Consider the following 17,091-nt stretch of genomic DNA (forward strand, 5'->3'; position numbering starts at 1 on the left):
AGCAATGCGTTATGAAGTGAAAGCGGTCTTGTCTGGACAAGGAACCGTGCACCTTGAACTGGAAGCGAACAGTGAAGCAGAAGCACGCCTTCAGGTCACTGAACAAGGCGGCATGGTTCTCAGTGTGCGGCGCAGCTTTTCCGGTTTTTCACTGAAATCGAACACGCGCTTTCCATTAGTTCACTTCAGCCAGGAATTGCTTTCCTTACAAACCGCTGGACTCAGTCTGGTAGAAAGTATCGAAACGCTGCTGGAAAAAGAGCAGGATGCCAGTAATCGTAAAATTATCCAAAATATTCTTGCGCGATTGTATGAAGGCGTCACCTTCTCGCAAGCGCTCGAAGAGTACCCGCAGGCATTTCCACCTTTATATATTGCAACCATCCGCGCCAGTGAACGCACTGGCGATCTCCCGGAAGCTTTGACACGATTTATCAGTTATCAAACACAGATGGATTTTGTCCGCAAGAAACTGGTCGGTGCGTCCATTTATCCCGTGTTGCTATTGGTCGTTGGCTTTCTGGTTTCCATCTTCTTGATGGTATTTGTGGTTCCCAAATTCAGCGCGATTTATGACGATATGGGCAGCGATTTACCGTGGATGTCATTATTGCTGATCAAATGGGGGCATTTTGTTGAAGAACGAGGTTGGGAATTAGCCGTGGCGGCGGGAGTCATGCTTATGATAACTGTTTATGCTGTGACACGGCCGGCCTTCCGGGCCAGTATCCTGAAATTGTTATGGCGCATTCCGGCGATTGGCGAGCACATGCGTGTTTATCAGTTAGCGCGGTTCTATAAAACCCTCGGCATGCTGTTGCGCGGTGGCATTCCTATTACACAAGCGTTGGAAATGGTGAGCGGACTACTCCAAGCCCATTTTCGTCCAAAAGTGGAAGCTGCTGCCAAGCATATCCGTGAAGGCAGGACCATTTCCAGCGCCATGGAATTGGAAGGGTTAACCACGGCGGTGGGTAATCGTATGCTGCGCGTTGGTGAAAGAACAGGTTTAATGGGCGATATGATGGAACGAATCGGCAATTTTCATGATGAGGAAATTGCACGTTGGGTCGAATGGACAACCAAGCTGATCGAACCATTACTGATGGCGGTCATCGGTATCGTCATCGGTGGTATCATTATTCTTATGTATATGCCAATATTTGAATTGGCCGGAAGTATCAATTGATCGAAACTGCCATACCATCCGAAAACAAATTACCGATTGACATCAATCATCTGGCCGATGCGCGGCGGAGAGCCGCCAGCCAGGGTGTTTCCGTCATCCAAGTGCTGGAAGATACCAGCGGCTATGCTCCCGATGAGTTGACGCAACAGCTAGGACTGTTGCTCCATATGCCGGTACTGGAGATGAAAGCAATCCATACGCTCAATCCGGCATTTGATCGGCTGCCTTTTGCAGAAGCCATCATGCACGAATGCGCGCTATTTCGTCGCGAGCAAACCTATTTACTTGCCGTCAGCAATCCATTCTCAAATAAATTGCGGGCGTGGGCGGAAGAGCGTTTTGATATGGCTGTGGAATGGCACCTGGTGCATCCGGCTGATTTGACTGCTTTCTTTAGTCAGCAAGAAAAAACCATGCGCGCGATGGATCAGGTATTGCCTTCTGCCGAGATGGATAAGATACAAAGCGGCATTGAAGATTTATCGTTAAAGAGCATCAACGAGGGCACCAGCCAGGTGGTGCGGCTGGTACATTCCACGTTATATGACGCACATAAATCCCAGGCCAGTGACATTCACTTGGAAATGACTACGGGCGCATTGTCAATAAAATACCGTATCGACGGCGTGTTATCCTCCATTGGCGTCATGCAAGGTGCGGATCTGGCCGAGCAAGTCATATCCCGTATCAAAGTCATGTCGGAATTGGATATTGCTGAGCGTCGCGTGCCACAAGATGGTCGGTTTAAAGTTTCCATCCAAGGTCGGGAAATTGATTTTCGTGTTTCTATTATGCCGAGTATTTTCGGCGAAGATGCTGTGCTGCGTATTCTCGACCGGCAGGCGCTGTCCGATCAGATCGAAGGATTGACATTAAATCAACTAGGCTTTAATCCGGTGGCCATCGCAAGTATCCGCCGCCTGAGCTCGGAACCCTATGGTATGTTATTGGTTACCGGCCCCACCGGGAGTGGTAAAACAACCTCGTTGTATGCCGCAATATCTGAAGTGAACAAAGGCAGTGACAAGATTATTACCATTGAGGATCCGATTGAATATCAGTTACCCGGTGTTCTACAAATTCCAGTAAATGAAAAAAAAGGATTGACCTTTGCGCGGGGGCTGCGCTCAATCCTGCGGCATGATCCTGACAAAATTATGGTGGGCGAGATTCGGGATTCTGAAACCGCGCAAATTGCCATACAGGCTGCGCTGACGGGACACTTGGTTTTTACTACCGTGCACGCCAATAACGTATTTGACGTGATTGGACGATTCTCACATATGGGTGTTGATCCCTACAGTTTTGTGTCCGCCCTGAATGGCATTGCGGCACAACGGCTGGTGCGCTTGCTGTGTTCGCATTGCGCAGTTGACGAGCGTCCGGATGATACAGTGATTGCAGAATCAGGGATTCCTGCGGATGAAGCGGATCAATACAAGTTTCGTAGTGGCAGAGGCTGTGGCCAATGCCGCGGCAGTGGGTATAAAGGCAGAAATGCAATTGCTGAGATTCTGATCCTGAATGATGAAATCCGCGAACTCATTGTGGCGCAGGAGCCCATACGCCGCATCAAAGAAGCGGCACGGAATAATGGCACGCGCTTTCTGCGCGAAGCCGCTTTAGATATGGTCAAACAAGGATTAACCAGTTTAGAGGAGGCCAATCGTGTCACGATTGTGGCGTGATCAGATTCAGGTTTTCCTGGCACCCGAACGAGTGGACTTGGTTCGTTTCTCGCGCGGCTTTAAGTCTGTGCAAACGGCAAAGGTGACTGCACTATGCCAGCGCGCTCAAGGCGTACCTGCGTGGCAATCTGCAGTACAGAACTTGGAAAACAATCTGACCGATGCAGCCGGTACAGAACTGACTATCACACTGTCCAATCACTTTGTGCGCTATGTGACACTGCCACCTCAAGCAGAAATAGCAACGCCGGAAGAAGTGAAATCCTATGCCGCTTTTCGACTGCGCGAAATATATGCCGAGCGTATTGACTCGTGGGATCTGAGTGTCAGCGAATGGAATCCGGTAAGCGGTGCTATTTGTGCGGCAGTCCCCCGCGATTTGATGAAACAATTGGAAGCGATGTCGGCACGACATCAATGTAAACTCAAAGAGGTCGAGCCTTATCTGGCATCTGTTCATGATCACTGGCGCAAGCTGCTAAGTGGCAGCACACTATTTTTTGCTGTGATAGAAACTGGGCGTATTTGTATTGCCATACTATCCAATGGAATCTGGCACAGCATTCGCAATCAGCGGATTTTACATAGCGCTGCCGATGAACTTCTTGCTGCACTGGATCAGGAAGCCATTTTTTTTGGCAATAAAGAAGCTATCGAATTAGTATACGTGTTTGCGCCCGAGCACCCGGCACTCACGTTACCCAGCAACTGCGGATGGAGCATTATACCGATACCAACGGACCGGATATCGGTATTGCCGCACTACCCATCAGTGGTTCCTGATAATGCTGGGATGGATCAATGTCCCGCTTAAAATTAAAGTTTCCTTATCACGAGCAATCAATCCCTCAGGTTGATTTTGCAGTCCTGCTCATTGGATTACTGATTCTTGCTGGGGTACTGTTACAATTCCGCTATATCACTGAAGAAGTTAATTACTGGAACAATCGCGTTGAGCGTTTAGAGAAGCAGCAGCAACAGAAAGCTGCACCACGCACACGATCAACAGCACGAATCAGAGAATTCAGTCAGGAAATTCGCAAAGAAATTGCACAAGCGAATGGCATATTGGATCAAATCAATTTGCCTTGGGAAACGTTATTTGATTCAATCGAATCTGCTGCGACAGAACAAATCGCATTATTGTCACTGCAACCGAATGTATCGAGTCGAATCCTACGAATCAGCGGCGAAGCCAAAAACATGTCGGAGTTGCTTGATTTTGTAGAAGCACTGGAACGTGAAGTAGTATTTGAAAATGTGCACTTGTTAAACTACAAAATAAAACAAGATAACCCGCACCGACCAATTGTTTTTCTTCTGACAGCTGCATGGATTGGAACCGTTTGAAAACTGAAGCGCTTTACACACAATTGAATCGACTTGTGCCGCAACTGCGCTGGCACATCGGTCGCCTGGGTGTTATTGGTAAAATCGGCATCGGTTTGCTGGTTGCTACCAGTATTTATTTCTTCTCGGCGGTATTGCCACAAGAATCCGTTTTGCAGAAACTGAAAGAACGCGCAGAAATATTACAAATACAAGCACTATCAAAACAAGCACCGGGTGATAATACGGAAAGCGGAAAAAAAATGAGTGGCGATCAGGCGCTACAAGCATTTTATGATTTTTTCCCGCGCATTGACTCATCACCCTTCTGGATCCGGGAATTAGTGCGCATTGCCAAGAAACGCAATGTGGAGCTCAGCAGCAGTGAGTATCGCTTGGTCAATGAAAGTGATGCGCGCCTGGCACGATATGAAATGATCCTGCCGGTAAGAGGCAGCTATGCGCAGGTACGTGCCTTTATGGCCGATGCGCTTGAAACAGTGCCGGCGATGGCAATTTCGGCGATTGCCATTAAACGTGAAAATGTGACCTCTGAGAAACTCGAAGTACGCCTTGAAATTAATCTTTATCTGAACAAATAAACCTGATGGATTCGGCTGAGAAAAAACGAAAATTATTATTGGGGAGTGCCTTAATCGCAACACTGATTGCTGTTGTGCTGGTTGGCGGGGAAGACGAAGAAATCATCATCAATACGGTGGAGCCGGTGCAATCCGCCAAGTCATCCGTCGATAAAACAAAAGCACAAGAAAACAATTCAGAATATTTAGATATCAGTAAACTGGGGCAAAGAAAATTTAATCCGTCAGCGGGGGAATTGTTTGCATCGACCACATGGACGCCCAAGCAGCCTCCGGTCAGTTTGGAAGAGCAAGCGGCTAAAGCGGCGCAAATAGCAAAGTCATCTCCTCCGTCAGCGCCTACAGCACCGCCATTATCGTTCAAATATACTGGCAAGGCGATCTCAGGCAATGAAACATGGGTTTTTCTTGCGCAGTCCGGGGAGAATTTTATTGCCAAGATCGGTGGGAAAATCAATGACAAATACCGCCTGGACGCAATAACCGACGATATGGTTACCATGACTTATTTGCCGCTCAATATCAAACAGACACTCACGATCAATAATAAAATAGCAGGAAGTTTCCGATGAAAAGCTGGAGAATAATTGTTTTTAGCATTCTGCTTACAATTACAACAGGATGTGCAATTGACAACAAATCATTCTTACTTAGAAACGTTGCGTTCTCGGATGCGCAAAAACTGGTCTCTGAAGGTAAGCTAGAAAGCGGTTTACAGAAACTCGAACAAGCGGCACGCGAAGAACCAGAAAATAAAGAAATTCGTACAATGCTAGCACGGTTGCGAGAAGACGTATTAGGCAAGCAATTGTTCGAAGCGGATAATCTACTTTATGCTGGTGAGTTAGACCAAGCCGAACAGCGCTATCAACACATTCTGAACAATTATCCATTCAATGAGCGAGCGAAAGACGGTATTGCAGCCGCTAATTTAGAGCGCCGCCATATTGTCATTGTTGAATCTGCAAAAGCGTTACTGGCAAAAAACGATGTTAACGGAGCAGAAACAATTGTCCGCGCCGTATTGCAGGAAAATCCGCAACAATCACATGCGCGGCAATTGATCTCAGAAATCAATTCAAAGCTATCTCGCCCTGAGGTAACCGATTTGGTGTTGGAGTCCGCTTTCAAGAAACCAGTATCCATGGAGTTTAAGGATGCTGATTTGAAATCGATATTCGAAATCATGTCGCGTACCGCCGGTATCAATTTCGTGTTTGATAAAGATATTCGTCAGGACAGCAAGATTTCTATTTTTGTACGTAACAATACGATTGAAGATATTCTCAAGTTGATCTTGACGACTAATCAATTGGCTTATAAGGTGATTAACAACAATTCATTATTAATTTACCCCAATACACCGGCGAAATTAAAAGATTATCAGGAATTGGCAGTACGCAGTTTTCAAGTCGCGTATACCGATGTAAAGCAAATGGTTGCGATGGTCAGAGGCATCGTTAAAGCGAAGGATATTTATGTCAACGAACAGCTTAATTTATTTATCATGCGCGATACATTGGAAGCTATTCGTTTAACAGAGCGACTGGTGTCATTAAACGATCTGGCTGAGCCTGAAGTTATGCTGGATGTTGCAATTCTTGAAATCGCACGTGGAAATGACTTTCTTCTAGGCCCCAATATGCCCCAGTCTGTCACTTTTAGCGGCCTAACGCCGGTAGGAGCGGCACAGACGGCTGCAACGGCTAACCTTAATCAGATTGGTGCAAACGGACTTGGCCTTAAAAGTTTCGCGATATCTAATCAAGTCAAAATTGATTTTATGCATAACCTGACAACAGGTGACATACTTGCTAATCCCAGAATTCGAGTGGCGAATCGTGAGAAGGCTAAGATCCATATTGGAGAAAAGCGCCCCTTCTTTACAGCTAACATTCAACCTGGTATTAATTCCGTTGTTACTTCGACACCTACTTTTATTGATCTGGGTGTAAAACTTGATGTTGAGCCACGCATCGGATTAAATGATGAAGTCACGATGAAAACCACGCTCGAAGTAAGTAATTTTGTCAGAGATGTCCCCGGCCCGAGTGGTGCAACAGCCCCACTCGTCGGAACCCGGAATGCGGAAACTATATTAACTTTGAGGGATGGTGAAACCCAAGTTCTGGCAGGACTTATCGATAATAGAGAATTAAGAACCATGACAGGCCTTGCAGGAATCTTAAATATTCCTGGGCTAGACAGATTATTTACAAACCAGAAAATAAATCGTACAAGGTCTGAAATTGTTTTGTTGATTACACCACGAATAATTCGTAATATTCCAAAACTAAGTAATTTAGAAAGAGAATACCACTTCGGCACCGCCAGCGAAGCAGGTAAGTTACCAGTCAAAATCCAAAAAACCGCAGCGCAATCATTAGCCATTGCGCCATCCGGATCGGGCCAAGGTGGGCTGAGAGGCGCCCCTAGCGCCTTCGCGCCATCGAATGATCAGCAAGATGTTCCTAATCCTTTTGCAAATGCTGCTGCATCGGAGCCTACGCTCACTATGCAAGTACCCACCAATGTCGGGTTGGATAAAGAGTTTTCGGTGAATGTGAGGCTGGTTGGCGCAAAAGCTACTGTGAATGCCGATGCGCAACTCAATTATGAATCCAGTGTGCTAGAACTCTTGGATGGCGGAGCAAAATCAGGTTCGCGTTCACTTAAGTTGGGCAGAGACCAAGTTTCCGGTTTGGCAACACAATTGCGCTTTAAGGTGATTACATCCAATCCAGGGCAGACAGAAATCAGCATCCAGAGTGCAACCGCAGAAGATATCGAAAATAGTGATTCCGTAAATGTGACGCTGCCGGCAGCGGCGACAATCAATATCAAATGATGGGTTCACGCGGAATTTCTGATCGATATAAGGGATTTACGCTGATTGAATTGATGATCGTGGTGGCCATCATGGGCATTCTGGCAACGGCTGCTCTGCCTTTTCGCGAATTGATGGTGCAGCGTGAAAAAGAACAGGAATTGCGCACCGCATTGCGGCAAATACGTGCAGCAATCGACGCATACAAGCAAGCTGTCGACGATGGGCGCATTACCAAAAAAGCCGATGAAACCGGCTATCCTCCGCGTTTGGAAGAACTGTTCATGGGTGTCCAGGATGTGAAAAGTCCGCAAAAAAAAATTATTTACTTTCTACGTCGTTTACCCCGAGATCCGATGTTCGTTGAATTGGATGTTGCCGGTACAGCCATTACACCGACTGTCGATACCTGGGGAAAGCGCAGCTATGAAAGTCCATGGGATAGTCCGAAAGAAGGTGACGATGTGTTCGATGTTCATTCGCGCTCAGAAGCCATCGGCCTTAACGGTATTCCTTACCGAGAATGGTGATCAATATGTTTCATCGTCCGATGCATAAAGGTTTTACGCTGATTGAATTGTTAGTGGTGATGGCAATTATCGCGACGCTATTGAGCCTCGTCGCGCCACGCTATTTCAGTTCGCTGGATAAAGCCAAAGAGGCTGTGCTGCGGCAAGACCTCGGCATTCTGCGCAATGCAATCGATCAATTTTATTCTGATTTTGGTAAGTATCCGCTTGATCTGGAGGAGCTCGTCGACAAACGGTATTTACGCAGCATTCCGGTTGATCCATTCACTGAAAGCAAGGAAACCTGGATTGCAGTGCCGCCCAAGAACCTAACAGAAGCGGGCGTCTACGATGTTCATAGCGGCTACGCGGGGCGGGCTTCCGATGGCTCGTTTTATGAGGAATGGTAATTCTGCCCACTGGCCATTTTCTTGGAAAAATAGCATGCCGCGCTTAGAACATGGCTTTGTTTACTTATGGGCATTATTTTCAGTGGTATTGGCCGGAATCGTAATGGCAGGAACGGGACAGATGTGGCAAACAAAATCCCAGCGGGAAAAAGAAGCAGAGCTGATGTTTATCGGCGAAGAGTTCCGCAAGGCCATTATGTCTTATCATAATAGCGGTACCAAACAATACCCGGAATCATTGGAAGATTTACTGAAGGATGATCGGTCGCCCAACGTCAAGCGTCATTTACGAAAAATCTATGTGGATCCGATCACCAACACGACCGAATGGGGACTTGTTGCAGAACCGCCACCCAATACCGGTTCGACAGCAGCCAATAAAGGTTCAGCGCAGAATCAAAGCTCAGCGCAAGGCCAAAGTTCAACTCAGAAGCAAGGTACCACACCCAATCAGAATTTAGCGCCGAATCAGAGTTCAGCAGCTGCCAACACCGGTTCAACACCCACAGCAAGTACTGGTGCTGGTGCTAACGCAACAGCTGCTAATAGTTCAGCACCTGCAAGTAGTAGCTCAGGAATAAGCTCCGGTATTGGCAAAAAAATCATCGGTGTATATAGTCTCTCGGCGAACAAGCCCATCAAAAAAGATCACTTCCCGGAGCATTTTGCGAAATTCTCTGAGGCTTTGACCTATCAGGACTGGCAATTCGTTTATAAACCGGATTCAAAAACGCCTGGGGCAGCGGGAGCAACTCCCGCAAAACCAGGCGCATCATCAACGCCTTCTGCCTCACCATTCTCTCCTCAATCTTCGTCTGGGTCGTCGGGAGCTGCTACCAAGAATTCACCCTTTTCACCGCAATCTGCACCAACAGGTGGCTCTAAGGCACCTGCCACTGGTTTTCCAGACGACGATTAACACATGTCGTGTTGCAGTGCTGCAAGAAAATACATGGCGCATTTTTAGTTTTGATGGTTATTTCTGGCTGATTTTTCTGTCGAGATATTCGACTTTTACTTTTCCGATACCATGCAGGCCGATTTTCTTTGCAGCGCCGTGTGATAAATCAATGATTCTACCTTTTTTGAATGGGCCGCGGTCATTGACAAGAACATCGACATGACGACCATTAGTCAAGTTAGTCACTCTAACGCTGGAAGGTAAAGGCAACGTTTTATGAGCGGCGGTCAATCCATGTGATACAAAGCGCGTACCCATTGCCGTGCGATTGCCGGATTCTGAGCCATACCAGGATGCGGTGCCAACTTCACGGTATCCAGCCGCTGATTTTAATGGATAGTAAGTAACACCATGAACTTTATAAGGCTTATTATAGGCTGCGTTAGGATTGGGCGAACGATGATCGTTTCCGGTTGAGCGCGACGATGAGCCGGAAAACATGGCACACCCGCTGAGTAGTGCGGCCATGAGTAACATGATTCCAAGCGCTTTGGTAGGGATCAGTTGTGGCATAGGAGGATTAAATACACAATTCCGTATATAAAGCAAGAATGATTGTAATCATAACCGATGACAAATGGCTATGCAAAGGTGCTCTGCCGGATTATCAGAGTCTGCAAAATAATGAATTGGTATCAGTGCTCGAGATCGTTTTTAACTGAGGGTACCGAGAGAATTGGTTTCTAAACACTAAAAAACATAACGTATATTAATACCGCCACCCCAATCAGGGCTCCGTTCTGAGAAACCTTTCAAGCCATAAATGTTGAGTCTGAAATTATCACTGACCCTCTGCGAGAGATATAGTGTGAGATCCCTGCTGTCTTGAAGCCTTATTGGCGACTGCCCCATATTGTAACTGGCACCCATTGTGATACTTGGGGATAAACGATAGCCAACACTTGCAGCACCGTACATCACATTATGAAAAGTGATTTCAGACGGATTGCCAAGTATTCTATAACCGAATGTCGCACTCAGCGTAAACTGCGATATCGTTTTAAATAAATCCCCCTGAACTGCATAATCGACTTGGCCAGTCCCTAAATTCTGATGGGCACTCGCTGTTGGGATTTTTAAGCGGGCTGTGATATCGAATGCAATGCCGCTAGGTGCGTGATCAATTAGATTGTAGCTAAACGCAGTGATAATATCGCCTAGGCCGGATTGAGTGGATCTTGTGAGAGATCCATCGCCACCCAAAGGAATACCGCCCGCAAGGCCTAGTGTGCTTATTTTATTCTGCTTTGACTGGTTTGCATCATCGGAGTCATCATCGCTGCCGTTATCGCTGTTACTGCCACTGCTACCCCCATTGTCATCGCTATTGACGGAACCTGAGTTGCTTCCACTGAGCGCCGGTGCTCTTCCCGCGCAATTATTATTGGTTTCATCGCACACAATCATACCACCACTACCGGCGGGACTGCCGCCGAAAAATCCACCGCCTACTATGGTTCCACTACCATCAATACCTCCAATCCCGGGTCCAAGCACATTACCAGGTCCTGTAATATTGAGATAAGGAACAATAACTCTGAACGATATCCGATCCTTGTCATAGCGCGCTGTAAAAGGAACATACCAGATATCAGTCGATTTAGTCCCGCCGTAATTACCCGTTGTAAAATCGGTTGCAGTACTGAAACTAAATCCATTTGCCCACACGACAGAGGAGTTGCAAACAAACGATAAGAGCAGGATGATATTGACCTGCTTAAATGATGATAATTGATGCATGAGAACTTGCTTGTTATTTCAACTGTTGGCCAACTACAACTGAAGTGTATTCAATACACTGCCACAATGTTCCGCCTGCTAATGTTGAATTGATATAACAAGTTCTATGTTTTTGATTTGCACAGAATATTTTATCTACACTTCCTGCGCATAGGGTAAGACTAACAATCTGAAAAGTAAATTAGCATTTCATTTATTTTGACCTAGGTATTTGCTTAGAAATGGACGACTGACTGAATTAATTTTATTCTGTCAATCTACTGAGAACTGAGAACTACGGGAGAATTATCACATTTGCTGTTTGCATAATGATTCTAAAAGCATGGTATATCGTTAAGATTCACACCGGGGAATGAATTACGTTATTCCAACTTTCTCTTCTTGTACCGCAGTGAGTGCGTGCTTCCCTCTTTATCTATCAAAGTGCCTATCGTGATGGCCGCTATGGTCGCGTACTCGATCTGATATATCGGTGTCTCGTAGATTATCTCTGTGATTATCAATATCCCGCGAATTCTCCCTATGGTCACCAGGTCTGTCCCGCAAATTAGATTCTCCTGGTTTTTCAGGTTTATCTATGGGTTTATGATCCGAGGGGTTTTCACGTTTTTCATATGCTTTTTCGGCATGCTCGCGTTCAATTGAACCTGCATGGTTCGATTTCTTTTCACTATTATCTCTAGCCGGAGATGCGTTTTCTGAGCGAGCACTTTCTCTAGGAGAATGATTCTTATCTGGATTAACATTGATTTCTTTTTTTAAGCTATCTTTGCTGCTGCTTTCACTATGACCATTGTTATGGTTTTTACCACCATCATTCTCTTTGGTGGGTTCATTTTCTGGATGATTCTTTTTGTCTTTACCACCGCCATTAGTTTGATTTCTCTCGTATCTTTCCAGTAGTTGAACTGGTGATTCGTGCTTTAATTCAATGTGTTCCGCAATAATTCGCTGATCTGCACCTAATCGACCGCTGACTTGAATGCGTTGATCCTGTCTGAGATCACCTCTTGTGTGGCCCGGTGCCATCTGCACATCGGAGTCAAGCGTGATAGCCCGGTTACTTAAATTGACTTCCTTGTCATTGAATGTATGGACATATCCTTCGATCACCATATGTTCCACATTGCCAATGCTTTGGCGTGTAGGTTCAGTTTGGATATGCTGTGCTTGCAGATGAGCACCATCCCAGTGACCTGCCACACGTACTTCCATACCTTGTGTAAGATTTGTCGGTAATGATTGTTGAACACCATGTTCAACGCGAGCGCCATTAACCTCAAAACCGCTGGCATCTACATGAGTCACATGGCCCACTATTCTGGCTTCTGCAAGCGGTTGAATTGATTCAATACGGGATGCTACGATGGTGCCGCCAGCAAGTCTGTGACCGCTAACTTGCACCCAATCACCAGCTCTCAAGCTTGAAAAATGATCATGATCTCTTGATTGTCCAATTTGTATCGTTTGACCTAATACTTGCACTTCTCGAGTTTCGACGTTAAGACTGCTGATAGGCCCAACGGCAGCATGGATGACTGCAATATTACGTGCTGTAAGCTCACGATCTGTGCCAATCGTACGCACAGCAACTACCTGACCTAACGCCAAATCACGAACCGTGGATGGTCGTCCATCGACAGAGATTGGCGTATTGTCGTCATAGTGAATTTCAACGCCGTTGACACAAATACTCGCAAATCCCGTGATAGTGCCAACAACGCCTGTGCCGCCGATACCGGAATCGCTTGCGACACTTCCAGTTCCGCCGATTCCACTTGCCTGGTCACCGGTTCCTCCTACTCCGCCATCGTAGATGCCTGTGCCACCGATGCCGGAATCGGATACAGTTTTGCTGCCATGAATACCTGTGCCACCAATGCCAGATTGACCGAGAACTACAGGATTAATTGCCGAAGCATTTGACTCGCAATTGTTTTTTGCTAATGCATTCACTGAACATATAAGCAACAAAGTAACAATGCGCGCCAGATAAGCGCTAATATGGTATACCGCTGTCAATGAAATTTTTGTCATCCAAGACTTCTAACGTATTTTTTATTCACCAATTATTGTGTACATCATCTTTTTTCTCAGCAGATATCTCTGGCTCAACAGATTCACTAAAGTAATAAATACCAAATGTCATACGGTGTCGTGGACCACTATTCAGCGCATCATTCTTTTCCAGTTCTATCGCCTCTTTGTTAATGGCGAGTAGAGATTCCATGCCAAAAGATTCAGATTTCTCTGCAAGCATCCTGACGGAATCTGCACTTAATCCATCATAATAAACGCTACGCTCCAGAAATGGTTGATTATCTTGTAACAGATTACTGGTAGCTGCTGCTGCATGATCGTGCAGATTATGGCCAAAATAATAAACTTTTTCATCAAAGCCGTGTACAGGGATAAAAGCAGCTGTATTGAGGCAGACGCGCTTTTTATCGTCAAAGTGAGCTACGCCGAGCCTTAGCCATTCATCAAGCACGACCCGCGAACGAATGTCACAGCTCACGCTGGCAACCAATCCTTCAAAAGAGATATCCCCACCTTCTTTAATAAATCTGGGCAAAGGCTTGGGCTGATTGTTTTCATCCAGATAACGCGTATTACTTGTCCATAGACTTACGAGTCGCGCGCCCATTGAAACTGCTTGCGGGATAATTTCGGTATTTGAATGATCGTAATGGCGTAATCGCTTGATGTCTTTACGATGAATGCCTGTAAGCAAACTTAAGTGACTGTCAGTAGAGGGCTTTCCTCCGATCCTGAATTCTTTCTCCGCCACCTCTACAAAGATATCCTTAAGTAATTCGGATAAATAATTATAAGTAATTCCTTTTGCTAGCATCAATTTGATCAATGGTCGCAACACCCGACGCAATGCAGAAACAAGCGCTGGTGAAAATATTGAAATAGAGGGAAAAACGCAGTGCATATTAAGAATAAGGATATCAGATTATTAAAATAAAATTGCAAATTGATAGCCAATAATATCACGGTACAGCAAACTAGATGTGGGAAACTATTACACATTTTGTTGACATGGAAATATTTCCTACGTAATATGTTTTATGTGGAAAAAAATCACACGCACACATCGCGATAGCGTTTTACCAATGCTGCATCAATTTAAATTAAGGAGAAGTAGCATGAAAAGGTTTTCTCAAACATTACAATTCTTATATTAGGTATAGGCCTTACTTCTACTTCCGTCTTGGCGCGACAAGCAGTCGATGATTATTTGGATATACGTACGGTATAGATAATCCCGTCGAACATATATTGATATTGTTTGAACGAAAAAGACAGCTCAGGGAATATACGTACGGTATAGATAATTCCGTCGAACATATGTGGCGTGAGTGTAGTGTGGATGATGCAAGCAGATATGTACGTCAAAGACACGATGAAGATACCACTGCAGAGTTTGCACGCGATGGCCAAAATGCCAGCGATCGTGAAGCAAGGCGCGTTGGAAAGTTACTTTGGGAAAGTGATTATTTTCAGGGCGATCACTCAAAGTGGTCGAGTACAAAGATGTTGGAATGGCCGTTACTTTGGAAAATTGACCAAGTTTAGGGTGGTCATGGTAGCGTGAATTAAGAAAAATCAGTGACGTCAGACTAACGGCGGAGCTGGGTTAATACAGAAAGAAGTCTAAAGCAAAGTTAATTAATCCATGGAGAGCATTGAATGCTTGATACAAATTTTATTAAAAAGGTCGTGAATCTGACGGTTTATTCGTCAGCAGTTTTAACACTTTTATCAGTGGGCGCTGCTTCTGCAGGTGATAACGAAATCCAATTTCAACTGACCGATAATCCAGGACGCTGGTTTGATACCGGAACGGCAGTCGCAGGAAATCGTTCGATTGCAATTGCCTCGCCAGGTGTACGCGTCAAGTTTTCCGGCAATTCCAATACAGTGCACACGCGCAGCAGTTTGATCTATCCAACAGGTGCTGCCAATATGCCATTCAATACAGAACCCAGAAAAGGTGGCGATGATGTAACCCTGACAACGCCCGGCCTGTATGTTTTTACTTGCAGTATTCACCCCTACATGTTTGGCGCAGTGATTGTCGATGACCCCAAAACAAGTGGCTTGGATCTCGGGTCCTCGATCAGTTTAATCAATGGTATTACTGTCCCCACGAGTAGCGATTTGGCAACGCGTCTGCTGCGAACTTTCTTTATTGCAACCAATCCCGCCAACTGGCAAGACTATGCGAGTAATAAACCTTGGCATGTTACCTATCCGGATGTTGACGTGCGTGTAGATATTGGTGTCGTCAATCTACCTGATGTGTTGAATGCCCGCTATGGCAATGATATCCCCTTGGCTGCACTTGAAAATCCAGAAACACCTGCAGTGGGTGAAGTATGGGTTGCCACGCAGTTCGAAACCACTACAGGAAAAGAAAAACCAGGTACGGTATCAGCAGTAGATGGCACTTCCTGGCAAGTCACCCGCAAAGTGGCGCTACCCTCCATTGATATGAACAATCCACATAATATGTGGACAGACAAGGATCAGAACGTGATTTACGTCACGCAGTGGTTTGACAGTAAGCTGACTGTATATGATCGCCAAACAGGCAAGCTCATTCGCAATGTGTCCGTAGGTGAATCGCCAGCGCACGTGATGACTTTGACGGATAGTGACCGGCTTCACGTCACCAATAACGGCGACACCCGCCCAGACTCTGTGATGGAGCTGGCTCCGCTTGCAACCGGAGTGCTAGGCCGAGTTGATATTGGACGAGGCAATGCCCATGCGCATTGGATGAGTCATGACGGTAAAACCATGGTAACGCCAAACGTCTTTTCAGGCGATTCCACGCAATACAATTTCCATACCGACTCGATCGAAGCCATCTTGCCGGTAAGCAGTCCATTCGGTCATCCGTTGGCGACAGGCATGATGCCGGACGCCAGCAAATATTACGTGGCTAATCTGCTCGACAGCACCATCGCTGTCGTGAACATGGATACTCATCAAGTGACCAAGCATATCAATCTGATAAAAAATTATAACCCTATAACCGGGGCCATTTCCGGACCTGTCGGTGCACTTCCGATTCAAACACCGGTTTCTCCTGATGGAAAAAATATGGTTACCGCCAATACGCTCACAGGCACGATTACCATTGTTAACACGAGCACTGACGAAGTGGTTGCCATGCTGCCATGCGATCCCGGTTGCCATGGTGTGCAATACGGCGCTAAAAAAGGTGGTGGTTATTTTGCGTATGTTTCCAGCAAGTTCTCGAACAGAATGCTCATCGTGGATCCTGATCCAAACGGTGATGGCGATCCATCTGATGCCAAGATTGCAGGTCAAGTAGGGTTGTTCTCTACAAGCACAACACAGCAAGATGACACCATCAAAGGCAATCCTGGAATGGGTGGACAGGGTATCCTGCCGATCCCTCTGGCTTACAACGGTTGGGTTCAGAATCTACCGGCGGCCTGGAGTAATCAATTGACACCGGCACAGCGCGATCCGATTAAATAATTAATTAATATAGAATAAATATAAATAGTGTTTAGCAGAGTCTCTTAATCAAGAACACTATTTATTGTCTCAGACTTACTGAACTTTACTAGGAGAAAACAATGAGCACAGGGCATGATGATTTAAACGACGACATTAACGACGATTCGCCTGACGAAGGAAGCCACAAAGCCTTCCAATTTACCATTGTAGGTGGTGAAGTCACCGAAGTATTTGAAATTAAAGATGGTGTGCGGGAACCCAAATCCATTGACGATGATGGCAGCGAAACTTATACAGTGAGTAGCGATGGCGTGGTGACTCGTACCGAGGT

At 45.8% G+C, this 17,091-nt stretch carries 16 protein-coding genes and 1 pseudogene; 13 read left to right on the forward strand and 4 right to left on the reverse strand.

Annotation, left to right across the window (positions count from 1 at the left end):
* Positions 1-4 precede the first annotated feature (4 nt).
* The 10 genes from C8R34_RS05070 to C8R34_RS05115 are packed head-to-tail and all read left to right on the forward strand — an operon-like array spanning position 5 to position 9,473.
* The gene (locus tag C8R34_RS05070; protein WP_110338455.1) at positions 5-1,189 is read left to right on the forward strand and encodes a type II secretion system F family protein; all 1,185 of its coding nucleotides are present in this window, start codon (positions 5-7) and stop codon (positions 1,187-1,189) included.
* Positions 1,186-2,877, forward strand: a complete 1,692-nt coding sequence (locus C8R34_RS05075) for a GspE/PulE family protein (RefSeq protein ID WP_110338457.1) — start codon at positions 1,186-1,188, stop codon at positions 2,875-2,877. Before C8R34_RS05070 ends, C8R34_RS05075 begins: the two co-directional genes overlap by 4 nt.
* Entirely contained in the window at positions 2,858-3,691 is an 834-nt protein-coding gene (locus C8R34_RS05080; protein ID WP_110338459.1) for a hypothetical protein, read from the forward strand. The genes C8R34_RS05075 and C8R34_RS05080 overlap by 20 nt, the downstream gene beginning before the upstream one ends.
* The gene (locus C8R34_RS05085; RefSeq protein ID WP_110338461.1) at positions 3,679-4,227 is read left to right on the forward strand and encodes a PilN domain-containing protein; all 549 of its coding nucleotides are present in this window, start codon (positions 3,679-3,681) and stop codon (positions 4,225-4,227) included. The genes C8R34_RS05080 and C8R34_RS05085 overlap by 13 nt, the downstream gene beginning before the upstream one ends.
* On the forward strand, positions 4,224-4,808 hold the full coding sequence (locus C8R34_RS05090) for a hypothetical protein (RefSeq protein WP_258364363.1): 585 nt from the start codon (positions 4,224-4,226) through the stop codon (positions 4,806-4,808). The genes C8R34_RS05085 and C8R34_RS05090 overlap by 4 nt, the downstream gene beginning before the upstream one ends.
* 5 nt (positions 4,809-4,813) lie before the next feature.
* Positions 4,814-5,380, forward strand: coding sequence for a hypothetical protein (locus C8R34_RS05095; RefSeq protein ID WP_110338465.1), 567 nt, complete (start codon positions 4,814-4,816; stop codon positions 5,378-5,380).
* Positions 5,377-7,656, forward strand: coding sequence for a secretin and TonB N-terminal domain-containing protein (locus C8R34_RS05100; protein ID WP_110338467.1), 2,280 nt, complete (start codon positions 5,377-5,379; stop codon positions 7,654-7,656). The genes C8R34_RS05095 and C8R34_RS05100 overlap by 4 nt, the downstream gene beginning before the upstream one ends.
* Positions 7,653-8,165, forward strand: a complete 513-nt coding sequence (locus C8R34_RS05105) for a type II secretion system protein (RefSeq protein ID WP_110338469.1) — start codon at positions 7,653-7,655, stop codon at positions 8,163-8,165. The genes C8R34_RS05100 and C8R34_RS05105 overlap by 4 nt, the downstream gene beginning before the upstream one ends.
* Positions 8,166-8,170: 5 nt before the next feature.
* Positions 8,171-8,554, forward strand: a complete 384-nt coding sequence (locus tag C8R34_RS05110) for a type II secretion system protein (protein WP_110338495.1) — start codon at positions 8,171-8,173, stop codon at positions 8,552-8,554.
* Between the two features lie 34 nt (positions 8,555-8,588).
* Complete coding sequence (locus C8R34_RS05115) at positions 8,589-9,473, forward strand: type II secretion system protein (RefSeq protein WP_110338471.1); 885 nt, start codon at positions 8,589-8,591, stop codon at positions 9,471-9,473.
* Between the two features lie 57 nt (positions 9,474-9,530).
* On the opposite strand, the gene C8R34_RS05120 is transcribed toward C8R34_RS05115, so the two are convergent.
* The 4 genes from C8R34_RS05120 to C8R34_RS05135 form a co-directional block, all read right to left on the reverse strand.
* On the reverse strand, positions 9,531-10,028 hold the full coding sequence (locus C8R34_RS05120; RefSeq protein WP_110338473.1) for a septal ring lytic transglycosylase RlpA family protein: 498 nt from the start codon (positions 10,026-10,028) through the stop codon (positions 9,531-9,533).
* Between the two features lie 177 nt (positions 10,029-10,205).
* On the reverse strand, positions 10,206-11,255 hold the full coding sequence (locus tag C8R34_RS05125) for a transporter (RefSeq protein WP_110338475.1): 1,050 nt from the start codon (positions 11,253-11,255) through the stop codon (positions 10,206-10,208).
* A 411-nt stretch (positions 11,256-11,666) separates the two neighbouring features.
* Positions 11,667-13,292, reverse strand: a complete 1,626-nt coding sequence (locus C8R34_RS05130; RefSeq protein WP_110338477.1) for a DUF5666 domain-containing protein — start codon at positions 13,290-13,292, stop codon at positions 11,667-11,669.
* Between the two features lie 25 nt (positions 13,293-13,317).
* Positions 13,318-14,196: a DUF6502 family protein gene (locus C8R34_RS05135; protein WP_110338479.1), complete on the reverse strand. Its 879-nt coding sequence runs from the start codon at positions 14,194-14,196 to the stop codon at positions 13,318-13,320.
* 434 nt (positions 14,197-14,630) lie between these two features.
* Between C8R34_RS05135 and C8R34_RS05140 the strand changes: the two genes are divergently transcribed.
* From C8R34_RS05140 to C8R34_RS05150, 3 genes and pseudogenes are all read left to right on the forward strand, one after another.
* The gene (locus C8R34_RS05140) at positions 14,631-14,840 is read left to right on the forward strand and encodes a hypothetical protein (protein ID WP_132467071.1); all 210 of its coding nucleotides are present in this window, start codon (positions 14,631-14,633) and stop codon (positions 14,838-14,840) included.
* 114 nt (positions 14,841-14,954) lie between these two features.
* A complete protein-coding gene (locus C8R34_RS05145; protein WP_110338483.1) occupies positions 14,955-16,778 on the forward strand; it encodes a copper oxidase in 1,824 nt (607 codons plus the stop codon).
* Between the two features lie 101 nt (positions 16,779-16,879).
* Positions 16,880-17,091 (forward strand): annotated as a pseudogene (locus tag C8R34_RS05150) (hypothetical protein); the annotation flags it as partial.

Origin of the sequence: Nitrosomonas sp. Nm84 (genome assembly GCF_003201565.1) — a bacterium.
Lineage (GTDB): Bacteria > Pseudomonadota > Gammaproteobacteria > Burkholderiales > Nitrosomonadaceae > Nitrosomonas.

Coding starts and splice junctions, on each gene's coding strand:
- C8R34_RS05120 (WP_110338473.1), bottom strand. CDS start 10,028: ATGCCACAACTGATCCCTACCAAAGCGCTTGGAATCATGTTACTCATG.
- C8R34_RS05095 (WP_110338465.1), top strand. CDS start 4,814: ATGGATTCGGCTGAGAAAAAACGAAAATTATTATTGGGGAGTGCCTTA.
- C8R34_RS05105 (WP_110338469.1), top strand. CDS start 7,653: ATGATGGGTTCACGCGGAATTTCTGATCGATATAAGGGATTTACGCTG.
- C8R34_RS05145 (WP_110338483.1), top strand. CDS start 14,955: ATGCTTGATACAAATTTTATTAAAAAGGTCGTGAATCTGACGGTTTAT.
- C8R34_RS05100 (WP_110338467.1), top strand. CDS start 5,377: ATGAAAAGCTGGAGAATAATTGTTTTTAGCATTCTGCTTACAATTACA.
- C8R34_RS05130 (WP_110338477.1), bottom strand. CDS start 13,292: ATGACAAAAATTTCATTGACAGCGGTATACCATATTAGCGCTTATCTG.
- C8R34_RS05085 (WP_110338461.1), top strand. CDS start 3,679: ATGTCCCGCTTAAAATTAAAGTTTCCTTATCACGAGCAATCAATCCCT.
- C8R34_RS05115 (WP_110338471.1), top strand. CDS start 8,589: ATGCCGCGCTTAGAACATGGCTTTGTTTACTTATGGGCATTATTTTCA.
- C8R34_RS05125 (WP_110338475.1), bottom strand. CDS start 11,255: ATGCATCAATTATCATCATTTAAGCAGGTCAATATCATCCTGCTCTTA.
- C8R34_RS05135 (WP_110338479.1), bottom strand. CDS start 14,196: ATGCACTGCGTTTTTCCCTCTATTTCAATATTTTCACCAGCGCTTGTT.
- C8R34_RS05070 (WP_110338455.1), top strand. CDS start 5: ATGCGTTATGAAGTGAAAGCGGTCTTGTCTGGACAAGGAACCGTGCAC.
- C8R34_RS05110 (WP_110338495.1), top strand. CDS start 8,171: ATGTTTCATCGTCCGATGCATAAAGGTTTTACGCTGATTGAATTGTTA.